The 20,781-nt window shown below is 68.3% G+C and carries 16 protein-coding genes and 3 rRNA genes; 16 read left to right on the plus strand and 3 right to left on the minus strand.

From position 1 onward, the window contains the following. Positions 1 to 145 precede the first annotated feature (145 nt). From argC to argF, 5 genes are read left to right on the plus strand one after another with little or no spacing between them, the layout of a single operon-like run. Positions 146 to 1,195: an N-acetyl-gamma-glutamyl-phosphate reductase gene (gene argC / locus NUH29_RS07270; RefSeq protein WP_258798368.1), complete on the plus strand. Its 1,050-nt coding sequence runs from the start codon at positions 146 to 148 to the stop codon at positions 1,193 to 1,195. Beyond that, on the plus strand, positions 1,192 to 2,343 hold the full coding sequence (gene argJ / locus NUH29_RS07275) for a bifunctional glutamate N-acetyltransferase/amino-acid acetyltransferase ArgJ (protein ID WP_258798369.1): 1,152 nt from the start codon (positions 1,192 to 1,194) through the stop codon (positions 2,341 to 2,343). Before argC ends, argJ begins: the two co-directional genes overlap by 4 nt. Next, positions 2,340 to 3,254: an acetylglutamate kinase gene (argB, locus tag NUH29_RS07280; protein WP_258798370.1), complete on the plus strand. Its 915-nt coding sequence runs from the start codon at positions 2,340 to 2,342 to the stop codon at positions 3,252 to 3,254. The genes argJ and argB overlap by 4 nt, the downstream gene beginning before the upstream one ends. Next, on the plus strand, positions 3,251 to 4,459 hold the full coding sequence (locus NUH29_RS07285; RefSeq protein WP_258798371.1) for an acetylornithine transaminase: 1,209 nt from the start codon (positions 3,251 to 3,253) through the stop codon (positions 4,457 to 4,459). Before argB ends, NUH29_RS07285 begins: the two co-directional genes overlap by 4 nt. After that, entirely contained in the window at positions 4,456 to 5,385 is a 930-nt protein-coding gene (gene argF, locus NUH29_RS07290; protein WP_258798372.1) for an ornithine carbamoyltransferase, read from the plus strand. The genes NUH29_RS07285 and argF overlap by 4 nt, the downstream gene beginning before the upstream one ends. Position 5,386: 1 nt before the next feature. Here the strand turns inward: argF and NUH29_RS07295 are convergent, their stop codons facing one another. After that, the gene (locus NUH29_RS07295) at positions 5,387 to 6,076 is read right to left on the minus strand and encodes a DUF6264 family protein (protein ID WP_258798373.1); all 690 of its coding nucleotides are present in this window, start codon (positions 6,074 to 6,076) and stop codon (positions 5,387 to 5,389) included. 63 nt (positions 6,077 to 6,139) lie between these two features. Between NUH29_RS07295 and argH the strand changes: the two genes are divergently transcribed. Both argH and NUH29_RS07305 read left to right on the plus strand, forming a co-directional pair. Continuing rightward, positions 6,140 to 7,573 carry an argininosuccinate lyase gene (gene argH / locus NUH29_RS07300; RefSeq protein WP_258798374.1) on the plus strand — a complete coding sequence of 478 codons (1,434 nt, stop codon included), beginning with the start codon at positions 6,140 to 6,142 and terminating at the stop codon, positions 7,571 to 7,573. A 163-nt stretch (positions 7,574 to 7,736) separates the two neighbouring features. After that, on the plus strand, positions 7,737 to 8,342 hold the full coding sequence (locus NUH29_RS07305) for a DNA-3-methyladenine glycosylase (protein ID WP_258798439.1): 606 nt from the start codon (positions 7,737 to 7,739) through the stop codon (positions 8,340 to 8,342). Here the strand turns inward: NUH29_RS07305 and NUH29_RS07310 are convergent. After that, positions 8,329 to 8,898 (minus strand): hypothetical protein, encoded by a 570-nt coding sequence (locus NUH29_RS07310; RefSeq protein ID WP_258798375.1) that lies wholly within the window; start codon positions 8,896 to 8,898, stop codon positions 8,329 to 8,331. The genes NUH29_RS07305 and NUH29_RS07310 overlap by 14 nt on opposite strands. Continuing rightward, entirely contained in the window at positions 8,895 to 9,518 is a 624-nt protein-coding gene (locus NUH29_RS07315) for a SatD family protein (RefSeq protein ID WP_258798376.1), read from the minus strand. The genes NUH29_RS07310 and NUH29_RS07315 overlap by 4 nt, the downstream gene beginning before the upstream one ends. A 104-nt stretch (positions 9,519 to 9,622) precedes the next feature. On the opposite strand from NUH29_RS07315, the gene tyrS reads away from it, so the two are divergent. The 9 genes from tyrS to NUH29_RS07360 all read left to right on the plus strand — a co-directional run bounded on the left by tyrS (position 9,623) and on the right by NUH29_RS07360 (position 20,760). Continuing rightward, positions 9,623 to 10,924 carry a tyrosine--tRNA ligase gene (tyrS, locus tag NUH29_RS07320; RefSeq protein WP_258798377.1) on the plus strand — a complete coding sequence of 434 codons (1,302 nt, stop codon included), beginning with the start codon at positions 9,623 to 9,625 and terminating at the stop codon, positions 10,922 to 10,924. Between the two features lie 12 nt (positions 10,925 to 10,936). Then, positions 10,937 to 11,731: a DUF4184 family protein gene (locus NUH29_RS07325; RefSeq protein WP_258798378.1), complete on the plus strand. Its 795-nt coding sequence runs from the start codon at positions 10,937 to 10,939 to the stop codon at positions 11,729 to 11,731. 548 nt (positions 11,732 to 12,279) lie between these two features. Then, positions 12,280 to 13,804: ribosomal RNA gene (locus NUH29_RS07330) — 16S ribosomal RNA — on the plus strand. Between the two features lie 434 nt (positions 13,805 to 14,238). Beyond that, positions 14,239 to 17,353: ribosomal RNA gene (locus NUH29_RS07335) — 23S ribosomal RNA — on the plus strand. Between the two features lie 107 nt (positions 17,354 to 17,460). Beyond that, a 5S ribosomal RNA gene (gene rrf, locus NUH29_RS07340) occupies positions 17,461 to 17,577 on the plus strand. The 16S, 23S and 5S rRNA genes sit together here, the layout of an rRNA operon. Positions 17,578 to 17,687: 110 nt before the next feature. After that, the gene (locus NUH29_RS07345; RefSeq protein WP_258798379.1) at positions 17,688 to 18,752 is read left to right on the plus strand and encodes a hypothetical protein; all 1,065 of its coding nucleotides are present in this window, start codon (positions 17,688 to 17,690) and stop codon (positions 18,750 to 18,752) included. After that, the gene (locus NUH29_RS07350; protein ID WP_258798380.1) at positions 18,749 to 19,765 is read left to right on the plus strand and encodes an HAD-IIA family hydrolase; all 1,017 of its coding nucleotides are present in this window, start codon (positions 18,749 to 18,751) and stop codon (positions 19,763 to 19,765) included. Before NUH29_RS07345 ends, NUH29_RS07350 begins: the two co-directional genes overlap by 4 nt. Position 19,766: 1 nt before the next feature. Then, positions 19,767 to 19,949: a hypothetical protein gene (locus NUH29_RS07355; protein WP_258798381.1), complete on the plus strand. Its 183-nt coding sequence runs from the start codon at positions 19,767 to 19,769 to the stop codon at positions 19,947 to 19,949. Next, complete coding sequence (locus NUH29_RS07360) at positions 19,942 to 20,760, plus strand: TlyA family RNA methyltransferase (protein ID WP_258798382.1); 819 nt, start codon at positions 19,942 to 19,944, stop codon at positions 20,758 to 20,760. Before NUH29_RS07355 ends, NUH29_RS07360 begins: the two co-directional genes overlap by 8 nt. Positions 20,761 to 20,781: the final 21 nt, after the last annotated feature.

A 20,781-nucleotide genomic window follows, 5' to 3' on the forward strand; every position in this document is an offset into this window, starting at 1 on the left:
AGCGGATCGTGATCGAGAGCCTCGTGCTCCGTCGCGTCCGCCGCGTGCGCCGAATCTCGGCGACGTCGCGCCGCTGACTCCCTCTCAGCCCGTCGCGTGACGCCGCCGCCCTGGCCCAGGTCCACACGACAATAAGGTTGAAACCATGCCCATCTCCGTCGCCGTCGCGGGCGCGAGCGGATACGCGGGGGGCGAGCTGCTGCGGCTGCTCGCGAACCACCCCGAGTTCGAGGTCCGCGTCGTCACCGCCCACCAGAACGCCGGACAGCGCCTCGGCGCGGTGCATCCGCACCTGCTGACGCTCGGCGAGCTCGAGCTGCAGCCGACCGAGGCCTCCGTGCTCGCCGACGCGGACGTCGTCTTCTTCGCGCTTCCGCACGGTGCCTCGGGCGCGATCGCGGCCGAGCTCCCCGACGACGTCCTCGCCGTCGACTGCGGAGCCGATCATCGCCTGACCGACGAGTCGGCCTGGGACGCCTTCTACGGCGGCGAGTACCACGGCGCCTGGAGTTACGGCATGCCCGAGCTGCTGCTCGACGGCGGCACCGTGAAGCAGCGGGAGAACCTGGCGGGTGCGACGCGCATCGCCGTCCCCGGCTGCAACGTCACCGCGATCACCCTCGGCCTCGCCCCGGGTGTCGCGTCGGGTGTCGTCGAATCCCACGACCTCGTCTCGGTGCTGGCGGTCGGCACCTCGGGTGCCGGCAAGTCGCTGCGCACCGAGCTGCTGGCCAGCGAGATCATGGGTTCCGCATCGGCGTATGCCGTCGGAGGCACTCACCGCCACACGCCCGAGATCGCGCAGAACCTGACCGCCGCGGGCGGCGAGGGGGTGACGATCTCGTTCACCCCGGTGCTCGTGCCGATGTCGCGCGGGATCCTGGCCACCTCGACCGCGCGCCTCGCGCCGGGGGTCTCGGCCGCGGATGTGCGGGACGCCTGGGAGGGCGCCTACGCGGGGGAGACCTTCGTGCGGGTGCTGCCCGCGGGCGCGTTCCCGCGTACGAACGACACCACGGGTGCGAACACCGCCCTCATGGGCGTGGCGGTCGACGAGGCCGCGGGTCGGGTCGTCGTCGTGTCGGCGATCGACAACCTCGTTAAGGGCACCGCCGGTGCCGCCATCCAGTCCGCCAACCTCGCGCTCGGGCTGCCCGAGACCGCGGGGCTCCCCCTGAACGGAGTCGCCCCGTGAGCGTCACCGCCGCATCCGGATTCACCGCCGCGGGCATCGCCGCCGGTCTCAAGGGCTTCGGCAAGCGCGATCTCGCGCTCGTCGTGAACGAGGGGCCGCTGCGCAGCGCCGCCGCCGTGTTCACGAGCAACCGCGCGAAGGCGAACCCCATCATCTGGTCCCAGCAGGTCATCGCCGACGGCACCGTCAGCGCGATCATCCTCAACTCGGGCGGCGCGAACTGCTTCACCGGAGCCGAGGGCTTCCAGACCACCCACGCCACCGCAGAGGCGGTCGCCGAGGCGCTCGGCGTGTCGGCCGGAGACGTGCTCGTGTGCTCCACGGGCCTCATCGGCGAGCAGCTCGACCGCGAGAAGCTGGTCGCGGGCGCCCAGGAGGCCGCCGAGCAGCGCTCGTCGAACGGCGGCGGCCACGCCGCCGAGGCCATCATGACGACCGACTCGACGCCGAAGAAGGCGGTCGTGAAGCGCGACGGCTGGACGATCGGCGGCATGGCGAAGGGCGCGGGCATGCTGGCTCCCGGCCTCGCGACGATGCTCGTGGTGATCACCACGGACGCCGTGCTGCTCCCCGCGCAGCTCGACGCGGCACTGCGCGCCGCCACCCGGGTCAGCTTGGACCGGCTCGACTCGGACGGCTGCATGTCGACCAACGACCAGGTGACGCTGCTCGCGAGCGGGGCGTCGGGGGTCGAGCCCGAGAGCACCGCGTTCACGGCGGCGCTCATCGAGCTCTGCCAGGACCTCGCCCGCCAGCTGCAGGCGGATGCGGAGGGCGCGAGCCACGACATCGCGATCGAGGTCGTCGGCGCGGTCACCGAGGACGACGCCGTCGAGGTCGGCCGCTCCGTCGCGCGCAGCAACCTCTTCAAGGCCGCCGTGTTCGGCAACGACCCCAACTGGGGGCGGGTGCTCGCCGCCATCGGCACCACCGGGGCCGCGTTCGACCCCTACGCCGTCGACGTCTCGATGAACGGCGTCCGGGTCTGCTCCGCGGGCGGTCCCGATCGGCCGCGCACCGACGTCGACCTGCGTCCACGCGAGGTCCACGTGCTGATCGACCTGCACGCCGGCACCGAGACCGCCACGATCCTCACCAACGACCTGACCCACGACTACGTGCACGAGAACAGCGCATACGCCTCATGACCAACGACACCCCGATCGACGAGCTCGACCCGCGCACCGCGGACGCCGCGGTCAAGGCCGACACCCTCATCCAGTCGCTCCCGTGGCTGCTGCGCTTCTCGGGCCGCATCGTCGTGGTCAAGTTCGGCGGCAACGCCATGGTCGACCGCGAGCTGCAGCGCGCCTTCGCCGAGGACATGGTCTACCTGCGCTCGGTGGGTCTCAAGCCCGTCGTGGTGCACGGCGGCGGGCCGCAGATCTCGGCGATGCTCGACCGGCTCGGCATCCCGAGCGAGTTCCGCGGCGGCTACCGGGTGACCACCCCCGAGGCCATGGACGTCGTGCGGATGGTGCTCACCGGCCAGGTGAGCCGGGAGCTCGTCACGCTCATCAACCAGCACGGTCCGCTCGCCTCCGCGATCTCGGGCGAGGACGCAGGGCTCTTCCAGGGCCGTCGGCGGGGCGCGCTCGTGGACGGCGAGCTCGTCGACATCGGTCTCGTCGGCGACGTCGTCGCCGTCGACCCGGCGGCGGTGCTCGCCGAGATCGACGCGGGCCGCATCCCCGTCGTCTCCTCGATCGCGCCCGACGCCGACGTTCCCGGGCAGTCGCTCAACGTGAACGCCGACTCGGCGGCCGCCGCGCTGGCCGTGGCGCTCGGCGCGGAGAAGCTCGTGGTGCTCACCGACGTGTCGGGGCTCTACCGCGACTGGCCGAATCGCGACTCGCTCGTCTCGCAGATCACGCGCGACGAGCTCGCGGAGCTGCTGCCGCGGCTCGAGTCGGGCATGATCCCCAAGATGTCGGCCTGCCTCGAGGCCGTCGACGGGGGAGTGGCGAAGGCCGCGATCATCGACGGCAGGCGCCCGCACTCGATCCTGCTCGAGATCTTCACGGATGCCGGTATCGGCACCGAGGTGGTGCCCGCATGAGCGCGACCGACGACTACACCGAGCTGTTCTCGCGCGTCATGATGCGCTCGGCCCCCGCGCCGCTCGCGGTGATGGCCCGGGGGAGGGGCGCCCGCGTGTGGGATGTCGAGGGGAAGGAGTACCTCGACTTCCTGGCCGGCATCGCCGTGAACGCCCTCGGACACGCCCACCCCGCGTTCGTGGAGGCCGTGAGCGCTCAGGCGGCGACCCTCGCCCATGTCTCCAACTACTTCGCCACCGCACCGCAGCTCGAGCTGGCCGAGCGCCTCACCCGCCTCACCGGCGGCGACCGGGTGTTCCTCGGCAACTCGGGCGCCGAGGCGATCGAGGCGGCCGTGAAGCTCGCCCGGCTCACCGGCAGGCCGCGCATCCTGACCCTCGAGAACTCGTTCCACGGCCGCACGATCGGCTCGCTCAGCCTCACCGGCAAGCCCGCGCTGCGCGCACCGTTCGAGCCCCTGCTGCCGGGCGTCGCGCACATCCCGTCGACCCTCGAGGCGCTCGAGCGCGAGCTCGCCGCGGGCGACGTGGCGGCGCTCGTGATCGAGCCCATCAAGGGCGAGGCCGGAGTCGTCGACCTGCCGACCGGCTACCTGGCGGCCGCCCGGGAGCTGACGACCGCGCACGGCGCGCTGCTCATCCTCGACGAGATCCAGACCGGCGCGGGCCGCACCGGCGACTGGTTCGCCTTCCAGCACGAGGGCGCGCTGCCGCCCGGCACGCTCCCGGATGCGGTGGCGCTCGCGAAGGGCATCGGCGGCGGCTTCCCGATCGGCGCGCTCGTGACCTTCGGCGCGGCGTCGACCCTGTTCGGGCCCGGCCACCACGGTTCGACCTTCGGAGGCAACCCGCTCGCGGCCGCGACCGCCAACGCGGTGCTCGGCGAGATCGAGAGCGCCGACCTCGTCGCGAACGCCCGCACCCGCGGTGCCGAGCTGCGCGCCCGTATCGAGCTGATCGGCTCGCCGCTCGTGACCGACATCCAGGGCCGCGGCCTGCTGCTCGGGATCGGCCTCTCCCAGCCCGTCGCCGGGATCGTCGCGAGCCGAGCGCTCGACCGCGGGCTCATCATCAACGCCGCCAACGAGAGCCGCATCCGGCTCGCGCCGCCGCTCATCATCGGCGACGACGAACTGCACGAGTTCACCCGCCTGTTCGCCGAGGCGATCGACATCCCGCACACAGATCCTGGAGACCACGCATGACCCGCCACTTCCTGCGCGACGACGATGTGAGCCCGACCGAGCAGGCCGAGATCCTCGAGCTGGCAGCCCGGATCAAGGCCGACCGCTGGGGGAGCAAGCCGCTCGCCGGGCCGCAGACCGTCGCCGTGATCTTCGACAAGTCCTCGACCCGCACGCGCGTGAGCTTCGCGGTCGGCATCGCCGACCTCGGTGGCAGCCCGCTCATCATCTCGACCGCCAACAGCCAGCTCGGCGGCAAGGAGACGCCCTCCGACACCGCACGGGTGCTGGAGCGGATGGTGTCGGCGATCGTCTGGCGCACCTACGCCCAGTCCGGCCTCGAGCAGATGGCGGCGGGCACCACCGTGCCGGTCGTCAACGCGCTCTCCGACGACTTCCACCCGTGCCAGCTGCTCGCCGACCTGCTCACGATCCGCGAGCACAAGGGCGGGCTCGCGGGCCTCACCGTCACCTTCCTCGGCGACGGCGCGAGCAACATGGCGCACAGCTACCTGCTCGCGGGGGCCACAGCCGGCATGCACGTGCGGGTCGCGGCGCCCGTGGAGTTCAGCCCCGCCGACGAGGTGGTCGCCGACGCCGGCCGCCGCGCCGCCGAGACGGGCGGCTCGGTCGCCGTCTACACCGACCCCGTCGAGGCGGTCGCCGGGGCGGACGTCGTGGTCACCGACACCTGGGTGTCGATGGGCAAGGAGGAGGAGAAGGCGCATCGGGTCGCCACCTTCGGCGGCTACCAGGTCACCGACGAGCTGATGGGTGCGGCCGCATCCGACGCGATCTTCCTGCACTGCCTGCCCGCCGACCGCGGCTACGAGGTGGCGCCGAGCGTGATCGACGGCCCGCAGAGCGTCATCTGGGACGAGGCGGAGAACCGCCTGCACGCCCAGAAGGCGCTGCTGGTGTGGCTGCTGGAGCGCGCGGGCTCCTGAGTCAGAGCCCCGCGGTCGCCGCGAGCTGCGGATCGGTCAGCAGGATCATGAAGATCAGCACCCAGAACAGGATCGCCGCGATCACGCCGATCGTGAGCGGCACCCAGAAGGCGATCCGCTTCGTCACGAGCAGCGGGATCGAGATCCCCACGGCGAGCAGGTAGAGCACGACATGGCTCACGATGATCACGAGCGGCAGCACGCCCACGTCGCCGCTGAACCCGTCGTAGCCCTGCTGCCGGAATCCCTCGTCGAGGATCTCGGGCGAGCTGAACAGAGCGCCGTAGGCCAGGCCGATCAGCATGCCGAACAGGCCCAGCACGAGAAGGATGATCGTGAGCACGACGTCCCAGGTGCGACGGCGGCGAGGTGCGGGAGCCGCCCCGAATCCGGGCTGGCCGTAGACGGGCTGCGCGGGTGCGGCGCCGGGGTAGCCCTGCGGGTAGCCGGCCTGCGGATATCCGGCCCGGGGGTAGGCGGGCGCCGGAGCCGCGGCGGGCGCGGGCACCGCGGGAGCGGGCGCGGGCGCGACGGGTGCGGCGGGCGCGGCCGGGGTCGCGGTCTGCTCGACCGGCGCGAACTCCCCGAATCGCGGAGCCGGAACACCGGATGCGGTGGCCGGCGCGGCGCTCTGCGGGTCGCCCTCGGCGGGCGGGACGGGCGGGATCGGCGGCGGGGTCGGCTCGGACATGACGCAACCTTAGCCGCCGCCGCACGCTTCTAGACTGGACACGACACGAGGAGACCGGAACCGATGGCACCTGGCCCCACCACCCCCGAACCCGCCGACCGGGCGGGGGGCGCGAGCCTCTGGGGCGGACGTTTCGCGAGCGGACCGTCGCCCGAGCTGGCGGAGTTGAGCCGCTCGACCCACTTCGACTGGGAGCTCGCCTCCTACGACCTCCAGGGCTCCCGCGCGCACGCCCGCGCGCTCGCCGCGGCCGGATTCCTGAGCGCCGACGAGCTCCGGCGGATGCTGGAGGGCATCGAGGTCATCGATCGCGGGGTACGCGACGGCGTCATCCGTCCGCTCCTCGAAGACGAGGACGTGCACTTCGCACTCGAGCGCGAGCTGGTCGCCACGGTCGGCGCGGAGCTCGGGGGCAAGCTGCGCGCCGGCCGCAGCCGCAACGACCAGATCGCCACGCTCGTGCGGCTCTACCTGCTCGACCACGCGGCGCGCATCGGGCATCTCGTGGTGCAGCTGATCGACGCGCTCGCGGCGCAGGCGGAGGCGCATCCCGGCGCCGTGATGCCGGGGCGCACGCATCTGCAGCACGCGCAGCCGCTGCTGCTCGCCCACCATCTGCTGGCGCACGCCTGGCCGCTCGTGCGCGACCTGGAGCGTCTCCGCGACTGGCGCGTGCGCGCCACCGAGTCGCCGTACGGCGCGGGCGCGGTCGCCGGGGGAGCGCTGGGGCTGGATCCCGCGCCGATCGCCGCGGAGCTCGGGCTCGCGCATCCGATGCCCAACTCGATCGATGCGACCGCGAGCCGCGACGTGGTGGCCGAGTTCGCCTACATCGCGGCGCAGCTCGGCATCGACGTGTCGCGGCTGGCCGAGGAGATCATCCTCTGGAACACCCGCGAGTTCGGCTTCGTGCGTCTGCACGACGGGTTCTCGACGGGTTCGTCGATCATGCCGCAGAAGAAGAACCCCGACATCGCCGAGCTCGCGCGCGGCAAGTCGGGTCGCCTGATCGGCAACCTCACGGGGCTGCTCGCCACGCTCAAGGCGCTGCCGCTCGGCTACAACCGCGACCTTCAGGAGGACAAGGAGCCCGTGTTCGACTCGGTGCGCACCCTCGAGGTGCTGCTGCCGGCGTTCACGGGCATGGTGGCGACCCTCGAGTTCGACACGGCGCGGATGGCGGAGCTGGCTCCCCAGGGCTTCTCGCTGGCGACGGATGTGGCCGACCACCTGGTGCGGAAGGGCGTTCCGTTCCGGGAGGCGCACGAGATCTCGGGCGCGCTCGTGCGGTTCTGCGAGGCGGAGGGGCTGGAGCTCGACGAGCCGAGCGACGCGCAGTACGCCGCGATCGATCCGCGGCTGACCGCCGACGTGCGCGAGGTGCTCACGGTCGACGGCTCGATCGCGAGCCGGGCGGGCATCGGGGGGACCGCACCCGAGCGGGTCGCGGAGCAGCTGGCGGCGCTCGCCGCCCGAGTGGCGGAGGTGACGGCATGACGCTGTCGGGACAGGGTGACCCGCGCAGGCGACGGGATGACGCGAGGGAGGTGCGCCGTGACGTCGACGAGCGCCGACCGTGGCTGTTCTGGCTGCTGGCCGGCGTCGGCGTCGTCGGCGTGGCCGTGGTGCTGATCGTGTCGCTCGTGAGCGGGAACCTGTTCTGACCCCGCTCGCCGCCCTGCTGTCGCGGCGCGCCGACGAGGTCGCCCCGCTGCTGCTCGGCGCGGTGCTCACCGGCCGTGGCGTGTCCGTGCGGCTGACCGAGGTCGAGGCCTACCTCGGCGAGACCGACCCCGGGTCTCACGCCTTCCGCGGCGTGACCCCGCGCACCCGCACGATGTACGGCGAGCCGGCGCACCTCTACGTGTATCTGAGCTACGGCGTGCATGCCTGCGTCAACGTGGTGTGCTCGCCGGCGGGCGAGGCGAGCGCCGTGCTGCTGCGTGCAGGCGAGGTGGTCGAGGGCGTCGAGCTCGCCCGCGGGCGGCGTCCCACCGCGCGCCGCGACGCCGAGCTCGCCCGCGGGCCCGGCAACCTCACCCGCGCACTCGGCATCGCTCTGACCGACGACACGGCAGCCCTCGACGGCGCGCCGTTCGCCCTCGCGCCCGCGCCGCATCCGCCCGCCCCCGCTACCGGCAAGCGCGTCGGCGTCTCGGGCCACGGAGGAACGGATGCGTTCCCGCTGCGGTTCTGGATCCCCGGCGATCCGACGGTCTCGGTCTACCGCGCCTCGACCCCGCGGGTCCGCGTCACGCGACCGTGAGCACCGCGAGCACCGCGCAGGCGCCCGCCCAGAGCATGCTCGCGAGCGTGCCGATGATGAAGCGCTCGCGCGCGGATGCCGAGTCCAGCTCCGAGAAGCGGCCGAGCCCCTTGATCGCGATGATCGCGAGGATCACCTCGGGGTGACCGAGCGCGATCGAGCCGACGATGGCGGCGCGCTCGAGGTGCCCGACGGTGGCGCCGCCGCGCAGCACCTCCTGCTCTTCGCCGGTGCGCTCGCGGTGGATGAGGATGCCGCCGTTCACGCCCCGCCGCACCGGTTCGCGGCTGGCGAGATCGAGCACGTAGACGGTGAGGGGGCTGCCCGCCAGCACGCCGAGCCCGGCGACGCCGAGGGCGAGCACGACGGCGAAGGCGGGCGGGTCGGGCAGCAGTCGCACGCCGAACACCGCGAGCAGCAGCCCGAGACCGATCGGGATGAGGGCGAGCAGCGCGAGCCGAGGTCGCGCGAGGCGGATCGCGAACACCGTGGCCACGATGCCGCCCGCGATCACGAGCAGCGCGAGCACCCAGCACAGGTAGTCGATGACGATCACGAGACCTCCTCCGTGGCGGACGGCGCCGCACCTTCCGCGAGCCCGAGCAGCTGCACGAGCGACGCCCGGGCCGCGGCATCGAGCCGCACCCCGGCGGCGATCGCCCGCTTGCTGGCCGCTTGCGGGGTGATGCCGAGCCGTTCGGCGGCATCCGCCTGGGTCAGCCCCGACTCGACCAGATCGTACAGTTCCCAGCCCTCGGTCGAGCGGCGCTCGCGCAGCTGCAGCAGCAGTTCGAACACCGTCTGCAGCGTCGTCGCGTCCGGGCGGATGCCGCCTCCCGCCACCGCGACGCGCCAGGGCCGCCGCTTGGCGGCGTCGACCGCCTCGCGGGCCGCGACGAGCGCCTCGCCCGTGGTGGCGCGGGTGGCCGTCGGGAGGGGGGTGCGCACCTCGCCGAGTCCGAGTCCGATGCTCCACCCGCCTGCGCGCGCGAGTCCGAGCACGAGCGCGACGGCGGTCTGCGGGTCGGTGGTCAGCGCCTGGATCTCGTCGCCGGCGGTGCGGTCGGCGGGCAACGCGAGCCGGTCGCCGCCGAGTCGGGTGAGCAGGGCGAGCCCGTCGTCGGCCCGGTCGGGGCTGTGGCGACTGTCGATCTGGTCGGCGGTGAGGGCGAACATGAGAACCTCCGGGTCAAGCCTAGAAGCATGATGCACGACACATCAACCCCAGACGCTAGATACGTTGATCATCAACCCCGTGGCGCTGCGGGTAGCCTGACCGGGTGCCCGCATCCGAGAACCTGAGCGCGCAGCGCAACGACCCCACCTTCCCCGACGTCTGGGAGGAGCTCGTGTGGCGCGGGCTCGTGCACGTGTCCACCGACGCCGACTCCCTGAAGGCGCTGCTCGCGGGGCCGCCGATCGTCTACTACTGCGGCTTCGACCCCACGGCGCCGAGCCTCCATCTCGGGAACCTCGTGCAGATCCTCGTGCTGCGCCGCCTGCAGCTGGCGGGGCACCGGCCCCTCGGGCTGGTCGGGGGGTCGACCGGGCTGATCGGCGATCCGCGTCCGAGCGCCGAGCGCACCCTCAACGACCGGCAGACCGTGGCCGACTGGGTCGGGCGCCTCCGCGGGCAGATCGAGCCGTTCCTCTCGTTCGAGGGCGACAACGCCGCGCGGATGGTGAACAACCTCGACTGGACCGCTCCTCTGAGCGCGATCGACTTCCTCCGCGAGATCGGCAAGCACTTCCGCGTCGGCACGATGCTCAAGAAGGACGCCGTCGCGGCCCGGCTGAACTCGGATGCCGGCATCAGCTACACCGAGTTCAGCTACCAGCTGCTGCAGGGCATGGACTTCCTCGAGCTGTACCGGCAGTACGGATGCGTGCTGCAGACCGGCGGTTCGGACCAGTGGGGCAACCTCACGAGCGGCACCGACCTCATCCACCGCGTGGAGGGGGTGAGCGTGCACGCCATCGGCACACCGCTCATCACCAACTCCGACGGCACCAAGTTCGGCAAGAGCGAGGGCAACGCCATCTGGCTCGACGCCGAGATGTGCAGCCCCTACCGCTTCTACCAGTTCTGGCTCAACACCGACGACGCCGACGTCATCACCCGGCTCAAGGTCTTCACCTTCCTGACGCGCGCCGACATCGAGGCACTCGAGCAGCAGGTCCGTGACGAGCCGTTCCGCCGCGAGGCGCAGCGCACGCTCGCCCGCGAGGTGACAGCTCTCGTGCACGGCTCGGCGGCGACGGATGCGGTGATCGCCGCATCCGAGGCGCTCTTCGGACAGGGCGACCTGGCCTCGCTCGATGCCGCGACGCTCGCGGCGGCCGTCGACGAGCTGCCGCATGCCGAGCTCGCGCCCACCACTCCCGTCGCCCAGGCCCTCGTCGAGACGGGTCTGACCTCGAGCCTCTCCGAGGCGCGTCGCGCGATCGCCCAGGGCGGGGTCTACCTCAACAACGCCAAGGTCGACGACGAGGCGGCGACGCTCGACGGGGCCGCACTCGCCGGCGGTCGGGCCGTGCTGCGCCGCGGCAAGAAGACCCTCGCCGGCATCCTGCTCGGCTGACGGGGGCCGCCCGTGCCGTTCACCCCGAGCCACGCGGTCGTCGCGCTGCCCTTCGTGGGCACCCGGATCGTGCCGGCGGCCGTCGCGATCGGGGCGATGGTCCCCGACCTCCCGCTGTTCGTGCGGGTGGGTCCCGACTACGCCGACGCCTACCGCCTCACGCACAGCGCGCTCGGCGCGGTGGTCCTCGACCTGCCGCTCGCGTTCGCCGTGCTGGTGCTGTGGCGTGTGCTGATCCGACCGCTCGTGCCCGCCCTGTCCCCGCGGACGCTCCGCGGTCGCTGGCCGGGGGAGTGGGCGCTGGGATCCCGGGTCGGTTGGCGTTCGCTCGGTGCGGGCGGGCTCACCGCCTGGCTCCTGCTCGCGGTCGCGCTGCTGATCGGCATCGCGTCGCACATCGTGTGGGATCTCTTCACGCACCCCGGTCGGTGGGGGTCCGAGCTGATCCCGGCGCTCGGACGGATGTGGGGACCGCTCGGCGGCACCCAGTGGCTCCAGTACGGCAGCTCGGCCCTCGGCCTCCTGGTTCTCGGCGTGTGGGGCGTCCGCCGCCTCCGCAGCCGAACCCCCATCGACCCGCCCGCCTCGGCGCCGCGGTGGCTCGCGCCCGTCGTGTGGGTCTGCGCGGCCGCCGCCCTCGTGGTGCCGGCGGTCGCCGGCCTCCTCGCGCACGGCGTCCCCGATCGTGCGGGCATCGGCCTCGCGCTGTTCCGCTGGGTCACGCAGGCGGGGCTCGCGCTGCTGCTGATCCTCGTGGTCGCGTCCGTCGTCGCCGCCGTATGGCGTCGCCGCCGGGTGCGCGGCTGAGCTCGGAACCCCGGAAACACGGGCGACACGCCCGGGATGCGGGTGCGATTTGGCGGGACGCCGGATCCCACGTAGTGTTCTTCTTGTTCGCCCCAAAGGGAAGAGCGGAGCGGCCTGAAAGGCCCCGCCCCCTCAAGCGGAGGAACAAAACCCCCTCAGAAGTGAATCCCAGGATTCGCACGGCCTTCTGGTCTATGATGGGGATCCTCCTCTCGGAGACCGCGGTCATCGATCGCAGCCCGGAGCTTCGCTCCCGGCGCGTCGGTTTGACAGACGGAACGAGAAGGCTAGGATGGAGAAGTTGCCCTGCGGGCGAGCCGGAAACGGTGAGCAGCAGGAGCGCCCGATCCTTGAGAACTCAACAGCGTGCACTATGTCAAATGCCAAAAACCTCGACGTTCGACCTTCGGGTCGAACAGAGATTCCTTTGGATTGACGGATTGTCAGTAGACGATCCTTTCAGTCAGATCAACTCGCAGGATCGACGGTTTTCCCCGTCGTGACAGCAACGGTTCTGCCGGCGACCTCGGTCGCCGTGCTACCAAACCTTTACGGAGAGTTTGATCCTGGCTCAGGACGAACGCTGGCGGCGTGCTTAACACATGCAAGTCGAACGGTGAACGAGGGAGCTTGCTCCCTCCGGATCAGTGGCGAACGGGTGAGTAACACGTGAGCAATCTGCCCCGAACTCTGGGATAAGCGCTGGAAACGGCGTCTAATACCGGATACGACGCGGGAGGGCATCCTCTCCGCGTGGAAAGAACTTCGGTTCGGGATGAGCTCGCGGCCTATCAGCTTGTTGGTGAGGTAACGGCTCACCAAGGCGACGACGGGTAGCCGGCCTGAGAGGGTGACCGGCCACACTGGGACTGAGACACGGCCCAGACTCCTACGGGAGGCAGCAGTGGGGAATATTGCACAATGGGCGCAAGCCTGATGCAGCAACGCCGCGTGAGGGACGACGGCCTTCGGGTTGTAAACCTCTTTTAGTAGGGAAGAAGCGAAAGTGACGGTACCTGCAGAAAAAGCACCGGCTAACTACGTGCCAGCAGCCGCGGTAATACGTAGGGTGCAAGCGTTGTCCGGAATTATTGGGCGTAAAGAGCTCGTAGGCGGTCTGTCGCGTCTGCTGTGAAAACCCGAGGCTCAACCTCGGGCCTGCAGTGGGTACGGGCAGACTAGAGTGCGGTAGGGGAGAATGGAATTCCTGGTGTAGCGGTGGAATGCGCAGATATCAGGAGGAACACCGATGGCGAAGGCAGTTCTCTGGGCCGTAACTGACGCTGAGGAGCGAAAGCGTGGGGAGCGAACAGGATTAGATACCCTGGTAGTCCACGCCGTAAACGTTGGGCGCTAGATGTGGGGACCATTCCACGGTTTCCGTGTCGCAGCTAACGCATTAAGCGCCCCGCCTGGGGAGTACGGCCGCAAGGCTAAAACTCAAAGGAATTGACGGGGGCCCGCACAAGCGGCGGAGCATGCGGATTAATTCGATGCAACGCGAAGAACCTTACCAAGGCTTGACATATACGAGAACGCTCTAGAAATAGAGAACTCTTTGGACACTCGTATACAGGTGGTGCATGGTTGTCGTCAGCTCGTGTCGTGAGATGTTGGGTTAAGTCCCGCAACGAGCGCAACCCTCGTTCTATGTTGCCAGCGGTTCGGCCGGGAACTCATAGGAGACTGCCGGGGTCAACTCGGAGGAAGGTGGGGATGACGTCAAATCATCATGCCCCTTATGTCTTGGGCTTCACGCATGCTACAATGGCCGGTACAAAGGGCTGCAATACCGTAAGGTGGAGCGAATCCCAAAAAGCCGGTCTCAGTTCGGATTGAGGTCTGCAACTCGACCTCATGAAGTCGGAGTCGCTAGTAATCGCAGATCAGCAACGCTGCGGTGAATACGTTCCCGGGCCTTGTACACACCGCCCGTCAAGTCATGAAAGTCGGTAACACCCGAAGCCGGTGGCCCAACCCTTGTGGAGGGAGCCGTCGAAGGTGGGATCGGTGATTAGGACTAAGTCGTAACAAGGTAGCCGTACCGGAAGGTGCGGCTGGATCACCTCCTTTCTAAGGAGCACTGCACTCTTCGGAGTGACAGAGCCGGATTCGAGCCGAATGTGCTCGACCGGAGCTCATGGGTGGAACATTGACATAGGCCATGCGCAGAACCTCGAGATCTCAGTACGTCTTTCGGGACAGGAACGGATCGGAAGCGGATGGGCATGGCATGCACGCTGTTGGGTCCTGAGGGACCGGGCCGGCCGCCTTCGGGTGGCCGTGACGACCTCAGGACTCGAACCACGTTCAAGCAGAGCTTCGAACGGGATCGAGTACCGCCCGTCATTTGAGAACTACACAGTGGACGCGAGCATCTTAGAACGAGGTCTTCGGACCTCGATCTACAAGATGATCAAATAGGGACGCTCTTCGGAGCGTCTCCGATAGATCATTGGTCAATCTGCCGCACTTCGGTGCGGCCGATCGATTCTAAAAACTCATGTAGTCAAGTTTCTAAGAGCAGACGGTGGATGCCTTGGCATCTGGAGCCGAAGAAGGACGTATGAATCTGCGATAAGCCTCGGGGAGTTGATAACAGAACTTTGATCCGAGGATTTCCGAATGGGGAAACCCCGTCAGGCGTGGCAACACGACCTGATGACTCCCGCCTGAATATATAGGGCGGGTAGAGGGAACGTGGGGAAGTGAAACATCTCAGTACCCACAGGAAGAGAAAGCAACCGCGATTCCGTTAGTAGTGGCGAGCGAAACCGGAACAGGCCAAACCGATCATGTGTGATAGCCGGCAGGCGTTGCATGGTCGGGGTTGTGGGACCTTCACGTACTTCTGCCGAAGTACACGTCGACGTGCGCGATATAGGTGAACAGCTTTGAAAGGCTGACCACAGAGGGTGCCAGTCCCGTAACCGAAATGTCGCGCAGAGGCGGAAGGGATCCCAAGTAGCACGGGGCCCGAGAAATCCCGTGTGAATCCGCCAGGACCACCTGGTAAGCCTAAATACTCCCAGATGACCGATAGCGGACAAGTACCGTGAGGGAAAGGTGAAAAGTACCCCGGGAGGGGAGTGAAATAGTACCTGAAACCGTCTGCTTACAAACCGTTGGAGCAGCCCTAGCAGCTGTGACAGCGTGCCTTTTGAAGAATGAGCCTGCGAGTTAGTGGTATGTGGCGAGGTTAACCCGTGAGGGGCAGCCGTAGCGAAAGCGAGTTCGAATAGAGCGATTCAGTCGCATGCCCTAGACCCGAAGCGAAGTGATCTATCCATGGCCAGGCTGAAGCGACGGTAAGACGTCGTGGAGGGCCGAACCCACTTGGGTTGAAAACCGAGGGGATGAGCTGTGGATAGGGGTGAAAGGCCAATCAAACTTCGTGATAGCTGGTTCTCTCCGAAATGCATTTAGGTGCAGCGTTGCGTGTTTCTTGCCGGAGGTAGAGCTACTGGATGGCCGATGGGCCCTACAAGGTTACTGACGTCAGCCAAACTCCGAATGCCGGTAAGTGAGAGCGCAGCAGTGAGACGGTGGGGGATAAGCTTCATCGTCGAGAGGGAAACAACCCAGACTACCGACTAAGGCCCCTAAGCGTGTGCTAAGTGGGAAAGGATGTGGAGTTGCACAGACAACCAGGAGGTTGGCTTAGAAGCAGCCACCCTTGAAAGAGTGCGTAATAGCTCACTGGTCAAGTGATTCCGCGCCGACAATGTAACGGGGCTCAAGCACACCGCCGAAGTCGTAGGATTCGCATTATAGGTAGGCCTTCGTGGTCCAGCCGTGCGGATCGGTAGGAGAGCGTCGTGTGGCGAGTGAAGCGGCGGGGTAACCCAGCCGTGGACGCCACACGAGTGAGAATGCAGGCATGAGTAGCGAAAGACGTGTGAGAAACACGTCCTCCGAAAGACCAAGGGTTCCAGGGTCAAGCTAATCTTCCCTGGGTAAGTCGGGACCTAAGGCGAGGCCGACAGGCGTAGTCGATGGACAACGGGTTGATATTCCCGTACCGGCGAAGAACCGCCCAAGCTAATCCAGTGGTGCTAAGAGTCCTAATCCGGCAGATGGATCCCTTCGGGGTGAAGCAGCCGGCCTAACGCTCGACCCCATGCTGGTGCGGCTAGCGTATTAACAGGTGTGACGCAGGAAGGTAGCCGAGCCAGGCGATGGTTGTCCTGGTGTAAGGACGTAGGGCGAGAGATAGGCAAATCCGTCTCTCACATAGCCTGAGATCTGACGCATACCCCTCACGGGGGAATTCGGTGATCCTATGCTGCCGAGAAAAGCATCGACGCGAGGTTCCAGCCGCCCGTACCCCAAACCGACTCAGGTGGTCAGGTAGAGAATACCAAGGAGATCGAGAGAATCGTGGTTAAGGAACTCGGCAAAATGCCCCCGTAACTTCGGGAGAAGGGGGGCCTAAGGCGTGTACGGACTTGCTCCGGAAGCGCTGCAGGGCCGCAGAGACCAGTGGGAAGCGACTGTTTACTAAAAACACAGGTCCGTGCGAAGTCGCAAGACGATGTATACGGACTGACGCCTGCCCGGTGCTGGAAGGTTAAGAGGAAGGGTTAGCTTCGGCGAAGCTCTGAATTTAAGCCCCAGTAAACGGCGGTGGTAACTATAACCATCCTAAGGTAGCGAAATTCCTTGTCGGGTAAGTTCCGACCTGCACGAATGGCGTAACGACTTCCCAGCTGTCTCAACCGCGAACTCGGCGAAATTGCACTACGAGTAAAGATGCTCGTTACGCGCAGCAGGACGGAAAGACCCCGTGACCTTTACTACAGCTTGGTATTGGTGTTCGGTGTGGCTTGTGTAGGATAGGTGGGAGACTATGAAGCGGGCACGCCAGTGTTCGTGGAGTCATTGTTGAAATACCACTCTGGTCACTCTGGATGTCTAACTACGAACCGTAATCCGGTTCTGGGACAGTGCCTGGTGGGTAGTTTAACTGGGGCGGTTGCCTCCCAAAGAGTAACGGAGGCGCCCAAAGGTTCCCTCAACCTGGTTGGCAATCAGGTGTCGAGTGTAAGTGCACAAGGGAGCTTGACTGTGAGAGTGACGGCTCGAGCAGGGACGAAAGTCGGGACTAGTGATCCGGCAGTGGCTTGTGGAAGCGCTGTCGCTCAACGGATAAAAGGTACCTCGGGGATAACAGGCTGATCTTGCCCAAGAGTCCATATCGACGGCATGGTTTGGCACCTCGATGTCGGCTCGTCGCATCCTGGGGCTGGAGTAGGTCCCAAGGGTTGGGCTGTTCGCCCATTAAAGCGGTACGCGAGCTGGGTTTAGAACGTCGTGAGACAGTTCGGTCCCTATCCGCTGCGCGCGTAGGAAATTTGAGAAGATCTGTCCCTAGTACGAGAGGACCGGGACGGACGAACCTCTGGTGTGTCAGTTGTTCCGCCAGGAGCACCGCTGATTAGCTACGTTCGGAACGGATAACCGCTGAAAGCATCTAAGCGGGAAGCCGGCTTCAAGATGAGATTTCCATCCCTTCGGGGGAGAGGCTCCCAGCTAGACTACTGGGTTGATAGGCCGGATGTGGAAGTGGGGACTAAAGACCCATGGAGCTGACCGGTACTAATAAGCCGATAACTTGACAACACATGAGTTCTTCGAATCGTGTTGCTCGCGTCCACTTTGTGGTTCCCGATTGACGGTCGGGAACGCGTCGAATAATCGATGCACTTTGACTGAGAAATCAATAGTGTTTCGGCGGCCATAGCGTAGGGGAAACGCCCGGTTACATTCCGAACCCGGAAGCTAAGACCTACAGCGCCGATGGTACTGCGAGGGCGACCTCGTGGGAGAGTAGGACACCGCCGGACTTCTTTCGAGGAGGCCCACCCGCACACCGGGTGGGCCTTCTTCGTTTAAGGCCCTGCAGCCTCCGCGCCGACGGCGCGAGGCCGTAGCATGAACCGACCACGGGAGAGCGATGGCTGACGACAAGCGTCCGCACGGCAAGCGGCCGGACGGCGGTGCGCCGCGCGGCGACCGCAAGCCCGGAGGCTCAGGTCGCCCGGGTGGCGGGAAGCCCTACGGTTCCGGATCCCGTGACGGCAAGCCGGGTGAGCGGGGCAAGCCCGGCGACCGCGGTAAGCCGGGCGAACGAGGCAAGCCGGGTGACCGGAAGTTCGCCGATCGCGGGAAGACCGCAGACCGGGGCAAGCCCGGCGAGCGCAAGCCGTGGGCGTCCAAGGCGGGCGAGCGTCCCGCATCCGGCGATCGAGCCCGCCCGCCGCGGGATGACGATCGCCCGCGCCACGACGACCCGGTCATCCCCGAGGACGTCGCCGCCAACCAGCTCGACAAGGCGGCGCGCATCGAACTGAAGACTCTCAGCAAGGACAACGCCGACTGGGTGGCTCGCCACCTCGTGATGGCCGGCCGGCTGATCGACGACGACCCGGCGCTTGCCCATCGCCACGCCCTGGCTGCCGCGAGGCGTGCGGGCCGGATCGGCGTGGTCCGCGAGACCGCGGCCATCACCGCGTACGCCACGGGCGACTTCGCGCTGGCGCTGCGCGAGCTGCGCACCTACCGCCGGATCACCGGACGCGACGATCAGCTCCCCCTGATGGTGGACTCCGAGCGCGGGGTCGGGAGGCCGCAGCAGGCGCTCGAGCTCGGTCGCTCGGTGCCGCGCGACAGCCTCGACGCGGCCGTGCAGGTGGAGCTCGCGATCGCGATGTCGGGTGCGCGACTCGACCTCGAGCAGCCCGAGCTGGCGCTCACGGAGCTGCAGATCCCGCAGCTCGACCCGGAGCGCGCGTTCTCGTACAGCCCCGCGCTGTTCGACGCGTACGCGACGGTGCTCGAGGAGCTGGGCCGCGCCGACGAGGCCGAGCAGTGGTGGCAGCGCTCCGACCGCGCCACGATCGCGCTCGAGCAGGCAGCGATCCCCGAGGGCCAGGACACGGTCGAGATCATCGAGGAGTTCCTCGAGGAGCCGGGCGACACCGAGACCGGCGACACCGAGGCCGGGGGCGGCGAGGCGTGACGGTTCCCCCCGAGCGGGCTCCGCTCGACGGCGTCGACGTGCTGCTCGCCGACCTGGACGGCGTCGTCTACGCCAGCCACGAGGCGATCCCGCACGCCGTCGACGCGCTCAACGCGGCGGCGGCATCCGGACGCCGACTCGGGTATCTGACGAACAACGCCTCGCGCACCCCGCAGACGGTGGCCGCGCAGCTGCGCGAGCTGGGTCTGCACGCCGAACCCGACGACATCGTGTCGTCGCCGCAGGCGGCGGTGGTGCTGCTCGCCGAGCTGGTGCCTGCCGGTGCCACCGTTCTCGTGGTCGGCGGCGACGGGCTGGTGTCCGAGGTCGAGCGGGCGGGCTTCCGCGTGACGCGCTCGGCGGATGACGCACCCGCCGCGGTCGTGCAGGGTTTCGCGCCCCAGGTTGCCTGGACGGATCTCGCCGAGGCGGCCTTCGCGTTGAAGGGCGGCGATTCGGGCATCCCGTGGGTCGCCACCAACACCGACTGGACGATCCCGCAGGCGCGGGGAACGGCGCCGGGCAACGGCACCCTGGTCTCGGCCGTGCACACCGCGGTCGGCCGTCTGCCGGTCGTCGCGGGCAAGCCCGAGCGCGCGCTCTTCGACGTCGCGGTCGCACGATTCGGCGCCGCGCATCCGCTCTTCATCGGCGACCGGCTCGACACCGACATCCTCGGCGCCCGCCGAGCCGGCATGCCCTCGGCTCTCGTGCTCACCGGCATCGACGGCCCGAAGCAGCTGCTGGCGGCGGCGCCCGACTCGCGTCCCGACTTCGTGCTCGCGGATCTGCGCGGGCTGACCGAGCCGTACCCGCGCACCGACGACGTGCGCGACATCGCGGGGGTCCGCCGGGTGCGGGTGGGGGAGGCCGTGGTGGCCCATCGCGGCCAGGCGCTCACCCTCGAGAGCCCCGGGTCGCCGATCGACCGGATCCGCGCCGCGGCCGCCGCGGTGTGGGGAGCCGGGGTGCCGATCTACGCGCTCGACGTGGCGCCCGAACTATATTCGTGACGTGACAGATCACGCCTCCGAGCCCGATGCGGCGACCTCCGACGCCGAGCCGAGCGCCCTGCTGTCGCGGCTGCGGCTGATCGAGGACCAGCCGCTCGCCGACCGCGCGGGCGCTCTCGCGCAGGTGCACGACGAGCTGCGCGGACGGCTCGAGTCCGGGGACGCACCGCGCGCGCATGCCTGACACCGCCGCATCCGTTCGGCTCGACGCCGAACTGGTGCGCCGCGGACTGTCCCGTTCGCGTGCGGTCGCGGTCGAGGCCATCGCGAACGGGCTCGTGACCGTCGACGGCCGACCCGTCGCGAAGGCGTCGACGCCGGTCACCTCGGAGTCGACGATCGAGGTCGCGGGAGCCGACCACTACGTGAGCCGGGGAGCCCACAAGCTGATCGCCGCTCTCGACGCGTTCGATGTCGATCCGGCGGGCCGGGTCGCGCTCGACGCGGGCGCCTCGACGGGCGGCTTCACCCAGGTGCTGCTCGAGCGCGGCGCATCCCGGGTGTTCGCGGTCGACGTCGGCCACGGCCAGCTCGCGTCGAAAGTGCAGGAGGATCCGCGCGTGGCGAACCTCGAGGGCTGGAACCTGCGGCACCTGACGCGAGAATCTCCTGCATTTTCGACATACGCGGGGGAGTTGGCGCAGAGCGGATGGCCGAGCCTCGTCGTGGGGGATCTCAGCTTCATCTCGCTGACCCAGGTGCTCGAGCCGCTCGCGGCGCTCGCCGAGCCGGATGCCGAGCTGCTGCTGCTCGTCAAGCCGCAGTTCGAGGTGGGCCGCGGCGGCGTGCGCGAGGGCATCGTGCGCGACCGCGCCCTGCGGCACGACGCCGCCACCACGGTGCTGTGGGCGGCATGGGATCTGGGCCTCGGCGCGCGCGGCATCGTCGACAGCCCGATCCCGGGAGGCGGCGGCAACCGCGAGTACCTCGTGCACCTGCACCGCACCGCTCCCGACCCCTCCCACCTCCGCACGGTCATCCCCCTCCTCGCCTGACCCCTCCCTCATCCCCCTCCT

It is taken from the genome of Protaetiibacter mangrovi, assembly GCF_024752305.1.
Lineage (GTDB): Bacteria > Actinomycetota > Actinomycetes > Actinomycetales > Microbacteriaceae > Homoserinibacter > Homoserinibacter mangrovi.